General features: G+C 60.5%; 11 protein-coding genes. 3 read left to right on the forward strand and 8 right to left on the reverse strand.

Features of this window, described 5'->3' with window-relative positions; all coding sequences use genetic code 11:
• Positions 1-4 precede the first annotated feature (4 nt).
• The 5 genes from ACFO3S_RS16665 to ACFO3S_RS16685 are packed head-to-tail and all read right to left on the reverse strand — an operon-like array spanning position 5 to position 6,388.
• A complete protein-coding gene (locus tag ACFO3S_RS16665) occupies positions 5-331 on the reverse strand; it encodes an L-rhamnose mutarotase (protein ID WP_378098527.1) in 327 nt (108 codons plus the stop codon).
• Positions 315-1,979 carry a response regulator transcription factor gene (locus ACFO3S_RS16670; protein ID WP_378098529.1) on the reverse strand — a complete coding sequence of 555 codons (1,665 nt, stop codon included), beginning with the start codon at positions 1,977-1,979 and terminating at the stop codon, positions 315-317. Before ACFO3S_RS16670 ends, ACFO3S_RS16665 begins: the two co-directional genes overlap by 17 nt.
• Positions 1,966-3,801 carry a cache domain-containing sensor histidine kinase gene (locus tag ACFO3S_RS16675; protein ID WP_378098530.1) on the reverse strand — a complete coding sequence of 612 codons (1,836 nt, stop codon included), beginning with the start codon at positions 3,799-3,801 and terminating at the stop codon, positions 1,966-1,968. Before ACFO3S_RS16675 ends, ACFO3S_RS16670 begins: the two co-directional genes overlap by 14 nt.
• Positions 3,791-4,837 carry an autoinducer 2 ABC transporter substrate-binding protein gene (locus ACFO3S_RS16680; RefSeq protein WP_378098532.1) on the reverse strand — a complete coding sequence of 349 codons (1,047 nt, stop codon included), beginning with the start codon at positions 4,835-4,837 and terminating at the stop codon, positions 3,791-3,793. Before ACFO3S_RS16680 ends, ACFO3S_RS16675 begins: the two co-directional genes overlap by 11 nt.
• A 48-nt stretch (positions 4,838-4,885) precedes the next feature.
• The gene (locus ACFO3S_RS16685) at positions 4,886-6,388 is read right to left on the reverse strand and encodes an L-arabinose isomerase family protein (RefSeq protein WP_378098534.1); all 1,503 of its coding nucleotides are present in this window, start codon (positions 6,386-6,388) and stop codon (positions 4,886-4,888) included.
• Positions 6,389-6,506: 118 nt separating this feature from the next.
• Here ACFO3S_RS16685 and ACFO3S_RS16690 point away from each other — a divergent pair, with 118 nt between their 5' ends.
• Both ACFO3S_RS16690 and ACFO3S_RS16695 read left to right on the forward strand, forming a co-directional pair.
• The gene (locus ACFO3S_RS16690; protein WP_378098536.1) at positions 6,507-7,382 is read left to right on the forward strand and encodes an AraC family transcriptional regulator; all 876 of its coding nucleotides are present in this window, start codon (positions 6,507-6,509) and stop codon (positions 7,380-7,382) included.
• A 132-nt stretch (positions 7,383-7,514) separates the two neighbouring features.
• The gene (locus ACFO3S_RS16695; protein ID WP_378098538.1) at positions 7,515-8,642 is read left to right on the forward strand and encodes a transglutaminase domain-containing protein; all 1,128 of its coding nucleotides are present in this window, start codon (positions 7,515-7,517) and stop codon (positions 8,640-8,642) included.
• 335 nt (positions 8,643-8,977) lie between these two features.
• On the opposite strand, the gene ACFO3S_RS16700 is transcribed toward ACFO3S_RS16695, so the two are convergent.
• The 3 genes from ACFO3S_RS16700 to ACFO3S_RS16710 are packed head-to-tail and all read right to left on the reverse strand — an operon-like array spanning position 8,978 to position 13,143.
• Positions 8,978-10,417, reverse strand: a complete 1,440-nt coding sequence (locus ACFO3S_RS16700; RefSeq protein WP_378098539.1) for a sialate O-acetylesterase — start codon at positions 10,415-10,417, stop codon at positions 8,978-8,980.
• Between the two features lie 5 nt (positions 10,418-10,422).
• Entirely contained in the window at positions 10,423-11,376 is a 954-nt protein-coding gene (locus ACFO3S_RS16705) for an ROK family protein (protein WP_378098541.1), read from the reverse strand.
• A 27-nt stretch (positions 11,377-11,403) separates the two neighbouring features.
• Positions 11,404-13,143 (reverse strand): class I mannose-6-phosphate isomerase, encoded by a 1,740-nt coding sequence (locus ACFO3S_RS16710; RefSeq protein ID WP_378098542.1) that lies wholly within the window; start codon positions 13,141-13,143, stop codon positions 11,404-11,406.
• A 183-nt stretch (positions 13,144-13,326) separates the two neighbouring features.
• Here ACFO3S_RS16710 and ACFO3S_RS16715 point away from each other — a divergent pair, with 183 nt between their 5' ends.
• Positions 13,327-14,226 carry a helix-turn-helix domain-containing protein gene (locus ACFO3S_RS16715; RefSeq protein WP_378098544.1) on the forward strand — a complete coding sequence of 300 codons (900 nt, stop codon included), beginning with the start codon at positions 13,327-13,329 and terminating at the stop codon, positions 14,224-14,226.
• Positions 14,227-14,290 lie beyond the last annotated feature (64 nt).

Here is a 14,290-nt window from a genome sequence, read left to right on the forward strand (position 1 = left end):
ACGGCTATTGCAAATAAAACACTTCCTCCATTGGACGGATCGGCTCCGGCTCGTTCAAGTCGAACGAGCCTTCGACCATCTCCGACGTGACGGCATTCCAACGGCGGCAGGCCTCGCTCTCCGCCAGGTAGGCGAAAGCCCGCTCCACATCGTCGCACTCGAAGCAATAGAAAAACCGGTTGCCACTGCGGAAGATCGAATAATTGCGGATGCCCGCCCGGGCATGCTCCTCCAGCACCTCCGGCCACGGCTCGGCATGCAGGGCGACGTACTCCTCCACCCGGTCTGCCTTGATCGTCCACGTCCAAGCGAATTTACGGCTCTTGCTCATTCGCCATCTCTCCTTCCCGCGCCAGCAGGCGCTCCCTGTATCCCGAGGGCGTGTGCCCGGTCCACTGCTTGAACAGCCTGCCGAAATATTTGGCGTCTTGATAGCCGATCCGTCCGCATATCTCCTGAATTTTCAGCCTCTGGTCCGCAAGCAGCGTCTTGGCCCGTTCGATTCGCTGCCGCGTCAAGTAATCGAGCATCGTTTCTCCTGTCTGCTGCTTGAAATATTCGCTGAAATACGTCGGGTTCATATAGACCATGTCGGCGATTCTCTTGATTGTGATCTCCTGATCCAGATGCTCCGCCATCCAGGCCTTCGCCTGCTCGATCGGCTTGCGGCTGCCGCTCTCGCGAGCCTGGCCGATGTCCTTCAGCACCCGCTCCAGCAGCCCGTTCACGCACCTCTTCAGCTCGTGTAGACTGGCGGCGTTCTCCGCCTTGTGCAGCTCCTCCTCCAGCGACAGAGACATCGCGTAGCCGCTCAGATTTTCCAGCCCTGCCGAATGAACGAGAATCATCGCGTTCCTCGCCATCCTCTGCAGCTTGTCGGGCGAACCCGTTCGGTCCAGCAGCTCGAACAGCCGCTTCGAGCATGCCTCGGCCTCCTCCGCCTGTCCCTGCTCGACGCTTCGCTTCAGCTTCCGCAGCGTCGCCGCCAGCTCCTTGTCCGGCGCTCCGGATGCGGCCGTCTCCGGCTCGGTCCGTTCCCGGCGGAAAATTCGGTTGCCTCCGTACAGAAACCGGTAGTTCATCAAGCCGAGCGCCTGGCGCTTCGCCTCGGGCAGCAGGTACAAATCCTCGATCGGGTCTCCGTAGGAAACAGACACCGAGAACGGCGTATACGTCTGAATCGAAGAGCGCAGCCCGGTTGCCAGCTCAAGCGCCTCCGCTTCCCATTCCAGACCGGGATCCGGGCTGAAGAGCAGCATCCAGAATTCCGTCTCGCCGCCTCGCCAGCACCAGCCCAGACGGTCCCCCTGTCCGCTGAAGCGCTGCTCCAGCACCTCGCCCATAATGTTCTCGAGCGCGTAGAAATACGCCTTCCAATCGCCCGGCTTGTAGCTCCGGGCCTTGACCGGCATCGTGTCCATGCGAACCGCCATCAGCAGATATCGCCCTTTCGGAAAATCGTCCACCCAGTACCCGAGCGAAGCCGCATCGATATCCATTGAGGCGATGTAGCTCAGCGTCTGGATTTGCCGCGCCTTCCGGTGCTTCTCCGCCTCGCGCTCCATCTCTCCCCGCTTCTGCAGCTGATACCGCCCCTCGGACACGATCTGGCGAATTTCCGCCATTCTCCTGCGGAACTGCTCGCGGTCAACCGGCTTGAGCAAATAGTCCAGCGCTCCCTCGCGGAGCGCCGTCTGCAAATATTGGAAATCGTCGTACCCGCTGATTAGCAGAGGGTAGAAGGAGTAGCTCTTCTTCGCTTCCTGGATCAGCGTCAGCCCGTCCATCTCCGGCATCTTCACGTCCGTGATGAGCAGGTCCACCGCGCCGTCCGTCGCGCGAAAATAGTCGAGAGCCTCCCTTCCGTCTCCAGCCGTCGCCGCCACCTCCCAGCCCTCTCCGCAGGACAGCACGAGCCGCTCGATCCCTCTGCGTATTCTGGGCTCGTCGTCCACGATCAGCGTCCTAATCGTCTGCACCTTCATTCGCCTCCCCTCTCGTCATCGGAATGCGGACGGTCACTTCCGTGCCCAGCCCGACGATGCTGTGCAGCTGCAATCCGTAATCCGCGCCGTGCATCATCACGATTCTGGCGTTTACATTGATCAGGCCAAAATGCGCGCTTCGCCCTTCGAAGCTGATCCTCTTCAGCGAGTGCTCCAGCTCCTCCAGCTTCTCTCCCGGGATGCCCGGCCCGTTGTCCCTGACCCGGAATACGATGTCCCGCTTGCCCGATCGGGCGCCGAACTCCTCGCTGGCCGTAATATGGATTTCGAGCGCCTTGCGCGTCTCCAGACCGTATTTGATCGAGTTCTCCACAATCGGCTGCAGGATGAACTTCGGCGTATACAGCGTGCGTAAATCAAGTTCGCCTATCGTCGTGACCAGCTTGAAGCGCAGCCGGTCCTCGAAGCGGAACTTCTGAATCGTCAAATAATCCTTCACGTGCTGGACCTCTTCCGCGATCGCGACGGATTTGGCATGATTGGACACGGAAAAACGCAGCATGCGGCCGAGCAGCGTCACCATGTCCACCACCTGCTCGGTGTCCCCTTCCTCGACGGCCATGCCGATCGTCTCGAGCGTATTGTACATGAAGTGGGGATTGATCTGGGACTGCAGCGCGTACAGCTCCGCCTCCCGCTGGCGGATCTCGATCTGATAGTTCTGCTCGATCAATTCCCGAATCGTCGAGATCATCGAGTTGAAGCTTCTCGCCAGCGTGCCGACCTCGTCGCCGCTGCGCACCTGCAAGTCGACCTGGAAATCTCCGCGCTCGACCGACTTCATCAGACCGCTCAGCTTCTTTAACGGCCGGGTCATGCTGTACGAGAGCAGGATGGCGATCAGGGACGTCACGAAGATGATCCCGATAATGACGAATACGGTCACATTGCGCACGATGTCGGTTCTTTCGGTCAGCTCCTTCAGCGGAATGCTGTGCAGGAGCACCCACCCCCGGCCAGGAGACTGGTTGACGCTGACCAGCTTGGCCGGACCGGACGCGCTCGTTCGGAAGCTGCCGTTCAGCGTCGGATAGCGGATCTTGTTCTCGTCGACCGTCCCGATCTTGTCGCGGTTCGTGTGGAAAATAATGTTCCCCGCCGAGGTCATGACCCACAGCTCCGCCCGCTCGTTCCGTTCGAAGTTGCGCACGATGTTGTCGATGAAGCTCAGATCGACCGCGATCAGCATCGTCCCCAGATTTCTGCGGTTGTCGTTGTCGCTGATCGGCTTGTGAATGAACACGTAGGGAGTGCCGGTGTCGAGCTTCACGTTCATCTCGTCCGGAAGCAAGATTCTTGCCCGGCTGCCGGCCGTCCCGAACCGTCCGATGTCGGCGCCAAGCCGCTCGCTCCAATCGGCCTCCCGAAAGCCGGCCTTCGAGCTGAAAAACAGACGCCCGTTAGACAAGACAAAAACGCCCATCACGTCGGCGTTTCTTCCGCTCGTATACGTGCGCGCCAAATAGCTGTTCATCGCGTACTGATCCCGGTTCAGAGCGGATCTCCGGTCGTACCCCTCGCGCCGGAGAATCGTCAGAACGTCCTCCGAATTGAACAGCATATCCGGAAGCGTCGTCAGCTCGTCGATGTGCTTCTCGATATCCGCGTTCGCCTGGAACAGGAACCGGGGCATATATTCGCCGATCTGCTCCTCGACCGATCTCGCGTATTGCGTATACGAGACGTAGACGAGCAGCAGCAGGGGAAGCACCGTCAGCGCCACATAGACAACCGTCAGCTTATACGCGATCGGATAGTGGCGAAAATTCCATCCTCTTCGGCGCCTAAAAATCATATTGACCTACGTTCTCCGCCGTAAAATCGAGCGGCTCTCCCATAATAACCATATCCCCGTTCACGCGGATATTGCCGACGCCGTCGATCTCCCGACCGTCGGTCGGCGTCTTGCCGTTCAGCAGATCGTCGGCAAGCCGAATCGTCAAGTAGCCGAGCTTCTTCGGACTCCACAGCGTCGACATCTGCGCCGAGCCGTCCAGCAAATACTCCCTCATCAGGTTCGGACCGGAGAGGCCGACGACCTTCACGCGCCCACGCTTGCCCGCTTCCCTTACCGCCTTGGCCGCGCCGGGAGGACCGACGGAGGAATTGCCGATAATGCCGTCCAGCTCCGGATAGTCGGCGAGCAGCTCGTTCGCCACCTGATAAGATTTCCCCAGGTCGTCGTCCGTCGCGACCGTCGTCACGAGCGTTAAATCCGGGTAATATTCCTGCTGCTGAACTTTGATCCATTCCAGCCATTCGTTATTGTTGGCGGCGGAGAACGAGCTCGTCATAATCGCGAAGCTGCCTTCCTCTCCCATCGTCAGCGCAAGCGTATCCAACAGATGTCTGCCCAGCACCTCGGGATCGACCATGTTCACGAAGAACTCTCGCCCAGCCGCCTCGGTGTCCGCATCCCACGTGATCACCCGGATCCCCTGCTCCTTCGCCTTCCGCAGAACGGGAACCAGCTTGACCGGATCGTTAGCCGACAGCGCAATCAGGTCGACCTTCCGCTCGATGAGCTCCTCCACCACCTCGATCTGAGGCTCCGCGTCGGCGCTGGACGGCTCCCGATAGATCAGCTCGACGCCCAGATCCCCGGCCGCCTCCCTGGCGCCCTCGGCCACGTAGTTAAAGTAGTCGTTCCGGACCTTGGGCACCATGGCGATCTTGTACCGTTCGGGAGGGCCGCTCTCACCCGAAGGCGAAGGCGTCTCGACCGAACCGACCGGCTCCATCGAATAGATCAGCTCGTAGTCTCCGGAGGGTCCGGAGCTGCACGCGACAAGCAGCGCCAACATCATCAAGCTCGCCATTGTACGAAACACCGGACTCCCTCCGCTCCCCAGCCTTGTAAAATCGACCGACCGCTTTTTTTATAGAATGACGTGCTTTACCTGCATGATTTCTCCCGCCTTGGCCAACAAGCCCGCATTGTGGCCGATGGACATCGCGCAATGATGCGTCGGCGCTTCGGCGAACCAGCGCGACATGTAGTCGTCCGGATGCATGCGGAACTTGACCGGCGTCTGGGTGTTGCCGATTCTCATAATCGGACCGTCCGTCGACTCCGCCTCGCTGATGATCAGCTTCAGCTTGCCGTCTCCGGTTTGGGTGACGTTCAGCGTCGTGATCGGGCCAGATTTGACCTTCGCCTCGACGGATACGCCTGTGCCCTGCTTGCCGTGATACAGCCCCATTCCCCGAAGCGTCGGCCGGCCTTCCGAGATGGCGATATGGAACGGACCGTCATGGCCGAGCAGAATCGTGCCGTCGACGTAGTCGGTCGCGACGATCTCCGAGAAGCTGCCCCCGGTTCCCAGAATGTCGCAGATTTTCATCGCCAGAGCGGTCTTGAGATCGCCCTCCCCGGCGCACGGAACGCCTCTGGCCGTCAGCAGGGAGTGTCCGACGATAAAGCCGCCCTGCAGCTTCTCGTATTCCCCTCCCGGGGCACCATGGTAATAATAACACAACGCGTCAAGATCGAACTCGCGAACAAGCTTCTCCTGCGCCGCCGCAACCCGGCACGACCAGTCGAGCTGCTCGTCGGTCGGCTTTCTCGCGATCGGATCGGACGGAGAATCCCCGCTAATCTGGAACATCTCCCGAACCGCTTCGAGCTTCTCCTTCACGTCTCGTTCCGAGACCTCCTTCAGCAGCCGGTCGAGATCGCACATTTCCAGCACTTCCACATGCATCCCCGTCTGGGCTTGCAGCATCGTAAAATCGCTGTACATATCGAGCATGCCGCTGTACGTATTTCCCAAAAAACCGAAACGGCTGTGCTTAAGCGTGCGAGGCACGGAGGCGGCGCGAACCCACTCCTCGATCTCCCGCCAGGCTCGAATCGCTTCCGGCTTCTGGCGCGTATTCTCGTTCGTCAGAGAGACGGCCGGCGTATAGTCGAGCCCGAGCATGCCGTTCACGACGCGGAAGGGAATGCCGGCGCGATTAAACGCGTTGGCGAATTCCGGAACCGGACAGGCGCCGCAATGGGCGAGCCATTCTCCGGTCGTCGTCCGCTCGTAATCGATCCGATCGGTCGGCTGAAGGTTCAGAAACACGGCGGGCGCCCGGCACAGCTGATGAACCGGGAGCACGGTCGAGCTCGTCGAATAGGTGGCCGCATGGCAGAAGACCAGATCCACGTGGCTCGCGTTCAGCCATTCTCCCGCTTTGCGCCCTTCCGCCTCGGTATCGACCAGCCCGTAATTGTAGATTTCTCCCCACTGCGACATCCGCTCTTCGATCGCCTTGCCGTATTCAAGAAGGCGATCCCGCAAGCCCGGGAACTGCTCCCAATAGGCGCGAAGCCCAACGCTGTACAGCCCGATCCGCGCCTTGCGCGGCGGCTTGATCGCTTGCATGCCAGACATCTGTTTACCCCTCCGATTTCGTATGAAATAATGGATATAATCCGATTGTAAATGCTTACACCCGAATTGGCATCCTACGATCTTGGTCAAAAATCACAGTATCTTGGAGCTGATCCCTATGCCCGGCTATCGGGAAGAAGCCTCTCACGACTGGACCGGCGATTCGATCCGCACGATCGCCACGCCTTCCGCGTTCGCCAAGGCGTCGCTGTACTACGTTCAGGAGTCCGGAAAGTTCCGCACGATGCCCTCCTACTATACGGAGAGGGAGAATCTGGACTCCTACCTGGTTCTCTATACGACGAAAGGATTGGGCTACCTCACCTACGAGGGCAAGAGCTACGCCCTGTCGCCCGGACAGCTGATCTGCATCGATTGCCGTTCGTATCAGCACTATCGAACCGACCCCGAGCAGCTGTGGGAGATGATCTGGGTTCACTTCAACGGCAGCTCGTCTCCCGCTTATTACGATCGCTTCTCCGCCGCCGGCGGCCCTGTGCTCCGATTGTCCGACGGCTCCAGAATCCCCGCCATCCTGCAGGACATCGTCTCTCTGGGCCAGCGAAGAACGATGCGCTCGGAGCTCGAGGGCTCCCGGCTTATCGTCGATCTGCTCACCGAGCTGCTGCTGGCCGTCCATCGCCGGGACGCCTCGGCCGCTCCGGCAATTCCGGCGCTTGTGCGGGACGTTATGAAGCACTACGACCGGCACTATGGCGAACGCCTCACGCTGGATGGCGTATCGGCCTTGTTCGCCGCAGACAAGTACCATCTCTCGAAGGCGTTCAAGCGCTATACCGGCTTTTCGCCGAACGAGTACTTGATCCATACCCGAGTTACCCGAGCCAAGGAGCTGCTCCGCTTCACCGACATGCCCGTTGCCGAGATCGCGTCGGCCGTCGGCATCGACAGCGCCAGTCACTTCATCAATCTGTTCCGGGACCGCGAGCTGCAGACTCCGCTTGCCTACCGGAAAATGTGGCGGGAATCCTAAATCTCTCGACTGCGGAATATAGATATACGGCCGAACGAACGTTATGCTATATTACGAATATAACCGCCAGAGAAAATGCTGCGGCCGCGGCGCACTCGCCCTGCGGCGCGAAAGAGAGAGGATACGACGGACATGAACGCCAGACTGAAAGCTTGGATCGCCTCCTCGCTCTTCCTGAGCATTCTGCTGCTGACGGCAGGATGCGGCACGCTTCAGATCGTTCACGCCGCGGACGGCTCGACGTCCCAGGCCCAGCTGCTGCAGAAAGCGATCGAAACCGCGTTGAGTCAGCGTAAGAGCTCCGTTCAATTGAAATACGTCGGCAAGGGCGCCACGCTGAAGCAGGACATCAAAAACATTCTCGAGGCGGCCATTCGCTCCGACGATTACGTGCATTACATCGTGAAAACCTATAAATATCAGGCCGCGATCAAGGGGAATACCGCGACGATCGACTTCAGCTTTACCTACTGGGAATCGCTTGCGCAGACGGCCGAGGTTCGCAGGCAGGTCGCGGCTATCGTCAGAAGGATCGTCACTCCCGGCATGAACGACCATCAGAAGGTGAAGGCCGTCCACGATTGGGTGGTCGCGAATCTGGCCTACGACACCCGCCTCGTCTCGCACTCCGCTTACGACGGGCTGGTCGACGGCTCGACCGTCTGCCAGGGCTACGCCCTGCTCACCTACGAGATGATGAAGCAGGCGGGCATTCCGGTGCGGATCGTGGAAGGCACTTCAAGGGGAAGCGCCCATACGTGGAATCTCGTGCAGATCGAGAAGAAATGGTACCATATCGACACGACCTGGAACGATCCCGTGCCGGACGCCTTCGGGAAAGTTCAGTACAACTACTACAATCTGACCGACGCGCAAATCCGGCCCGATCACAAATGGTCGGTCACGGCCGGCTATCCCGCAGCCGCTACGGATTACGGCCAAGTCGCGGCCCGGCTCGCGAAGAAGGAATCGGGAAAAAACGGCTTCTATCGCCAGCTGTACGACTTGATGGGATACCCCTACATGGAGGACGCCTACACGGCCTCAAGCGTCACCGAGTTGACGGAGCGCATTCGCGCCGCCGCCGACTCCGGAGAGTCCGAGCTCTTCGTCCGGTATACGAGAAGCGCTACGGTCGCCTCGGATCTCAAAAAAGCGTTCAACGCCCAAACCGGCGCTTCCCGGATGAGCTACACGCTCGAGAATTACACCCGCACGCCGGCCAACGATAAGCTGCTCCGCATTACTTTGCACCGCTAAGGTCAAGCATATGGCTCCCGCCGTCCTTGGGATCGGCGGGAGCACGTAGCGAATTTTATCCATCACCAAGCATAAACGGCTTACGCCGTCCTTGGGACCGGCGGGATAACGTTTATGTCGGAGGGGATTCAGATAAGGATAACGAATTTTATACTTGCTGAATCACTTAAAAAGCCAAGGCCCCGGCCATGAACTCATGGTCGGGGCCTTGCTTGCGTCTTTCCTCGCACTTCCGGGAGGAAGACGAGCGGCCGGGACGCTGGCCGGAGCGGTCGAGGAGCGCCGCGAAGCCTCGCGAGACGCCTTCCGCGCAGAGCCGGACGCCGCCGCCTCCCTCAGCCCGGCTCCCTGGCCTGCAGCCGATAGAAGGCCAACATCGGCAGCCGAGATTCGTCGTCGAACGGAACGTAATAGGCGGGGTTGGTCTCATAGGCGCCGTGCACGAACGTCTCGCCCACGGGCTCCCGCGACAGGGAGAGCACGATCTCGGCCTCGCCGGTCACCCTCCATTCGATCACCCCGAGCTTCCCCGCCTCGTCCTCCGCCCGAAACACCTCTTCCTTCGTATGCGCGAGCAACCGGCCGCAGACGTCGGAGAAGCGAAGCACGATCTCTCCCGCTCCGGACGCTTCGTGCGAGGATATGCCCCGGCGGATGACGGCCTCCTTCGCGCGCGGCGCGCGATGCCTCTCGAAGCCGCGCTTTCCGTATACCCCGCCCAGCGCCGCCGCTGCAAGCCGTTCTCCGATCAGCCGATTGCCAGCCGGCGCATTATGAATGTTATCGCACACCTCGCAATCCAGCGAAGGCACGACGTACACGTTCGGCAGCCGTTCGGCCGCTTCCTTCTGGGCTTCTCTGACCCGCCCCCAGCAGCGGTCGAGCTCGTCTCCGGTCTCCCAGCCGATCAAGCGGTTCAACTGAACGGTGAGAACGGGAAGCTCGGAGTCGCCGAAGTCCTTCCTTAGACAGCGCACCCATGCCCCGAAGCGTTCCAAATAGGTGTCGGATTCGTCCGTCTCCGGCATGTTCGCGTCCGAGCAGCCCTGGTACCAAAGCACGCCCTTCACTCGGCCGCCGGCCGCCGCCGCAATATCGAGCATGTTGCGGTACAGCTCTCCCTGCTCCTCCGGATTCCAGCTGTGCAGATGCGAGCCGCCAAGCGCCGTCGGTAGGAGGCCAATCGGGTACCCTAGCTCCGCCCTCAGCCGCTTGCCGAACAGGAGAAACGGCGAATGTCCCGGATTGGACCATTCCCGGTTAGGCGCGAACCGCGTCGCCGTCGGATCGTTCAACGGATGGCTGGCCATATCCCACTGCCCGTTCAGCCGCAGCATATGAACGCCCGGCTCAGGCCCGTCTTCGCACGGACCTCTGCCGTATCCGGCCGCATTGCTCTGCCCGGCGATGATCCAGAGATCCCCGACGCCGAGATGGTGGATCATATCGCCGCGCATCGGCCACTCCATCGCCGGATCGTCCTTCCGCACGCGAAGACAGGTTTCCACCCGGTATAGCCCTCCGGCGGGAACTCGAAGCCTGACCGTCCAGCTTCGTTCCTCCTCCATCTCGGCGGGCGTCCAGGCCAGCACGAGCCGCCCGTCGTCCTCCCGGACGATGCGCGCGTACACCTGAGCCCGCTCCAGCTCGTAATCCCCTTCCGCATGCCAGCTTCCCCGAAGCGTCCATTCCGCGAATCCGTCGATCCCCTGCTGAACAATCGTCCAAGAGGAGGGAGCTTCCGTCAAGAAGGCGCCATTCGCCCGTTTCTCCAACCGTCTCACCCTTTCCGGCTGCGTTCTTCCGAATCCGCCAGATGCGACAAGCCGAGCAGCACTGAAGTTTCCGGGTCCTCCGCCACGACGAACCTCGGCGCTCCCCACGGCGTCCAGGCGGATGCGAGCGTGCGGTCAATGACTTGCGGCAGCACCCGGTCCGCGGACTTCATTAAGCCTCCGCTGAGCACGACAACCTCGGGATCGTAGGCGTGAATCAGGTTGACGATGCCCGCGCTCCAATGCTCCAGCAGACTCTCGACGAGGCTTCGCGCCCACCCTTCTCCCCGTTCGCCCGCCGAGATCACGTCCTCGTAGCCCAACGCCCCGGAATTTTCCGACAACGGACTGTCGGAGAATCCCGGCATCCGGGCCGCGCGGACGGACAGCGCCCAGTGACTCGCCTGGGCTTCCATGCACCCGACGTTGCCGCAGGCGCACTTCTCTCCATGAATATCCGTCGCCAGATGGCCGCCGAGAATGCCGGCCTGATAATGCCGGCCGCGCACGACACTTCCGTTCATGATCGCGGCTGTCCCGATTCCGGTGCCGAACATCATCAGCACCGCATCCTTCGCCCCGCGCGCCGCGCCGTAAGCCACTTCCCCGACAAGGGCCGCGCGCGCGTCATTCTCCATGACGAACGGAAGCGAGAAGGCGTCCGCCACCCATTGGCTGAAATCGAATCCGATCGCATCGGCATATTTATCGTGGATGGACAGAAGCGTGCGGTTGTCCGCATCCACGATGCCCGGCAGCGCCAAGCCGACGCCCCGGCAGGCCGCCGGAGTCCACCCGGCCTCTCCCAGCAGCGCTTTGACGGTCTTCTCGACCGCCGGAAGGCGGCCGGCGAGCCCGTGCTCGGAATAAGCCGGAATGCTAGCTTTGGCCGCCACCTTGCCGCGGTCTATCAATCCGATTTTGATGTTCGTTCCGCCGAAGTCAATGGCGATATTCATGCTTCATTCCTCCGCTTGCCGCTCGTTTCAAGTTCTCACATAGGCTTTGATCGTCGCCAGACGGGTCCCCTCGCTGCGATCGGTCGGACGAATCGTATATTCGCCGACAGCCGCGGGGATGACGAACGTCTCCGCATAGCGGACGAGGAACGGCGCAAACGCGCCGCTCGGGCTTTCGACGACCGCTTCCTCCCCTTCGACCAGGTTCAGCATCTGAACGCCGCCGTTCGTATGATGGGTCACCCTGCTCGTAAACCAGTGCCGCCGGGTCTCAATGAACTCCAGCTCGTGCAAGCCGGTCCGCTCCTCGATCCAGCCCTCGCCCTCCGCGACTTGAACCGTTCGATCGATCAGATTGCTTTTCACCCATTCGGTTCTGCGCTCCCACTGAATGTTGCGCTTCCCGTGCTCCAGATGAACCGGTCGGGGCTTGCCGTCCAGCCCCAGTCGGTCCCAATCCCACAGCTTAAACGTGAAGATATACGGCGTCGCGCTGATCTCCAGCACCATCGTGTCCGTGCACGAGCAGTGAACCGTTCCGGCCGGGATGAGGAAGTGGTCGTGCTTGCGGGCCGGGAAGGCGTTGACGTGACGGTCCGCGGGGAAGGAGAATCCCCCCTGCTGCGCCCGCTCCAGATCCGCGATCATCCGATCGGGATCGACGTCTTCCTTCAAGCCCAGGTATACGTGCGCCCCTTCCTTGGCCTCCAGAATGTAATAGCTTTCGTCCTGCGTATAGCTCATGCCGAAGTGCTGCTTGATGTAATCCGTGAGAGGATGCACCTGCAAGCTCAGGTTCTGCCCGCCGATCGTGTCCAGGAAGTCGAAGCGAATCGGGAATTCCGCTCCGAAGCGCGCGTACACCTGCTCTCCGAGCAGCGCCTGCGGTTCGAAGAACACGACGTTTAAGGAAGGCAGCTCGATCCGCAGATCGTCGTATTGGAAATACAGGCTGTTCTCTTCCGGGACGCCGTCGAAGCCCCAGGCATACGGATTGTCCCGCGGTTCGAGACCGATGCGCTCCTCCAGCCAGCGGCCTCCCCAGACGCCGGGGTCGAAGTACGGAACGAGACGGAAAGGCCTCCGCACGGTCTCGCGAATTCCGGCGAACAGCGCCGCTCCCGTGACCATACGCGGATCGTCCTTGCGGTTTGTGTCGAGGTAATAATCGGCCCGTTCCAGCAGCGACCGCTTCAGCCGGTCCGCCGTCCGCCATTCGACGAAAAACCCTCGCTTGTATTTTCTGAGAATGTCTTCGTCCTCATTGCCCGCCCGCCAGTTGCCGAACTCCTTGCTGCGATAGCGCTGCTGAATTTCCCAGCGAGCCAGATCGGCATAGACGAGCACGTCTCCCTCGGCGACGAGGGAAGCCCCGAACCCGATGACGACGACGACTCCCGCTTCGATCCCGCGAGCTTGCGCGGCCAGCGCGTCCAACCGCTCGCGATCGTAAAATTCATCTATCGTAAAAGGCGACAGATAACCGAATACGCGGTCCTCTGTCAAGTAACGCTCCAGCTTGGCCTGCAGACGATCGGCGTCCAGCGCCGCCTCCTCCGCCAGAATGACCGCCGCCGGCTGCAGTCCGCCAAGACCTCGAACGATCTCGTCGATGCGGACAGCCGGATAGCACTCCACGACGATCACCGTTTTGTCGCGCTTTCTTGTTTCCTCGGCCAGTCTGCCGGCAATCGACTCATAGCCGGCCCACGCTTCCCGTCTCCACCCTTCGATCTCGACGATCGGTTCCTTCTCATACAAAGTCACTTGGCATCCCCCTGTTCGTTCTGTTCTCCCCTTCATCTTAGGCCGAAAGCGCTCTTCCGTCTTTTCAGAGAAGGGACGGCCTTTTATAAAAATTGGACAGAAACCGGTTGCCCGGTCCGGCCAAGTCACATTGATTTCGGCCGCCGCCTTCGTTAAGATGAAAGTAACGGATGGTGTTCAACAATGGAATTCACACAGCAGGAACTCAATCACTTCAACGCCGTACTTAACGACTGCGCCGTGAACTTGAGCGGCTCGGAGCTCTCCTTCTACGTCCACTATTGGGGCGGCGAAAGAAAGCTTTACACGAACCATGTGCACAAGCATTCCTTTTTCGAAATTTGTTACGTTATCGACGGGCAAGGCACTTACGAGGAAGGCTCCCACCGGCTGCCGATCGAGCCGGGCACGCTATTCATGTCGCGGCCTCACTTCAAGCATCAGATCATCAGCGACGACGGCCTGTACATCCTCTTCGTCGCCTTCGAGCTGCTCCCGTCAGAATCGTCCAGAGAAGGACTGCGAAGGTTCCGAAATCTGGAGAAATCCAGAACCTTCTGCATCCGCAACGCGGAGCAGTGTCCCGCGGTTCTGATCTGGCTTGCCCTGCTGCGGCAGGTCTCTTCCTCCATGCATTTTCTCGAGGAGGGCATTCTCGGACTGGCGCGAGGACTGATGACCTCCTTCGAAAGCGCATTCTCGGACCAGCGCAGCTCGGCCAGACCTGCGCCCGTCCCGAGTTCCACCTCTACGCTCGTTCACCGGGCGAAGTTGTACATTCGCGACAATCTGGCTCAAGAGCTGAAGCTGTCGACGGTGGCCGATTATTTGCACGTGTCTTCGCGCCATCTCTCCCGCCTGTTCGGCGAAGAGCTGGGCCAGTCCTTCTCCGCTTACGTCCGGAAGGAACGAATCCGGCAAGCCGTGTCTCTGCTGACGACGACGGACTGGTCGATCAAGCGCATCGCAGAGGAAACCGGCTTTGAGACCGTGCACTATTTCACGACCGTATTTAAAGCCGAGATGGGCGAGCCGCCCGGCCAATTTCTGCGGAAGCTGAAGGAACAGACGGAGATATTCTGACGCCTTCGTACTGTCGGCCAACGCCGCCGATCGCTTCTGCACAAGTAGGCGGAGCGGCGGACCC

The organism is Cohnella hongkongensis (assembly GCF_042654645.1).
GTDB lineage: Bacteria > Bacillota > Bacilli > Paenibacillales > Paenibacillaceae > Cohnella > Cohnella hongkongensis.

Coding starts and splice junctions, on each gene's coding strand:
- ACFO3S_RS16665 (WP_378098527.1), bottom strand. CDS start 331: ATGAGCAAGAGCCGTAAATTCGCTTGGACGTGGACGATCAAGGCAGAC.
- ACFO3S_RS16675 (WP_378098530.1), bottom strand. CDS start 3,801: ATGATTTTTAGGCGCCGAAGAGGATGGAATTTTCGCCACTATCCGATC.
- ACFO3S_RS16685 (WP_378098534.1), bottom strand. CDS start 6,388: ATGTCTGGCATGCAAGCGATCAAGCCGCCGCGCAAGGCGCGGATCGGG.
- ACFO3S_RS16690 (WP_378098536.1), top strand. CDS start 6,507: ATGCCCGGCTATCGGGAAGAAGCCTCTCACGACTGGACCGGCGATTCG.
- ACFO3S_RS16695 (WP_378098538.1), top strand. CDS start 7,515: ATGAACGCCAGACTGAAAGCTTGGATCGCCTCCTCGCTCTTCCTGAGC.
- ACFO3S_RS16705 (WP_378098541.1), bottom strand. CDS start 11,376: ATGAATATCGCCATTGACTTCGGCGGAACGAACATCAAAATCGGATTG.
- ACFO3S_RS16715 (WP_378098544.1), top strand. CDS start 13,327: ATGGAATTCACACAGCAGGAACTCAATCACTTCAACGCCGTACTTAAC.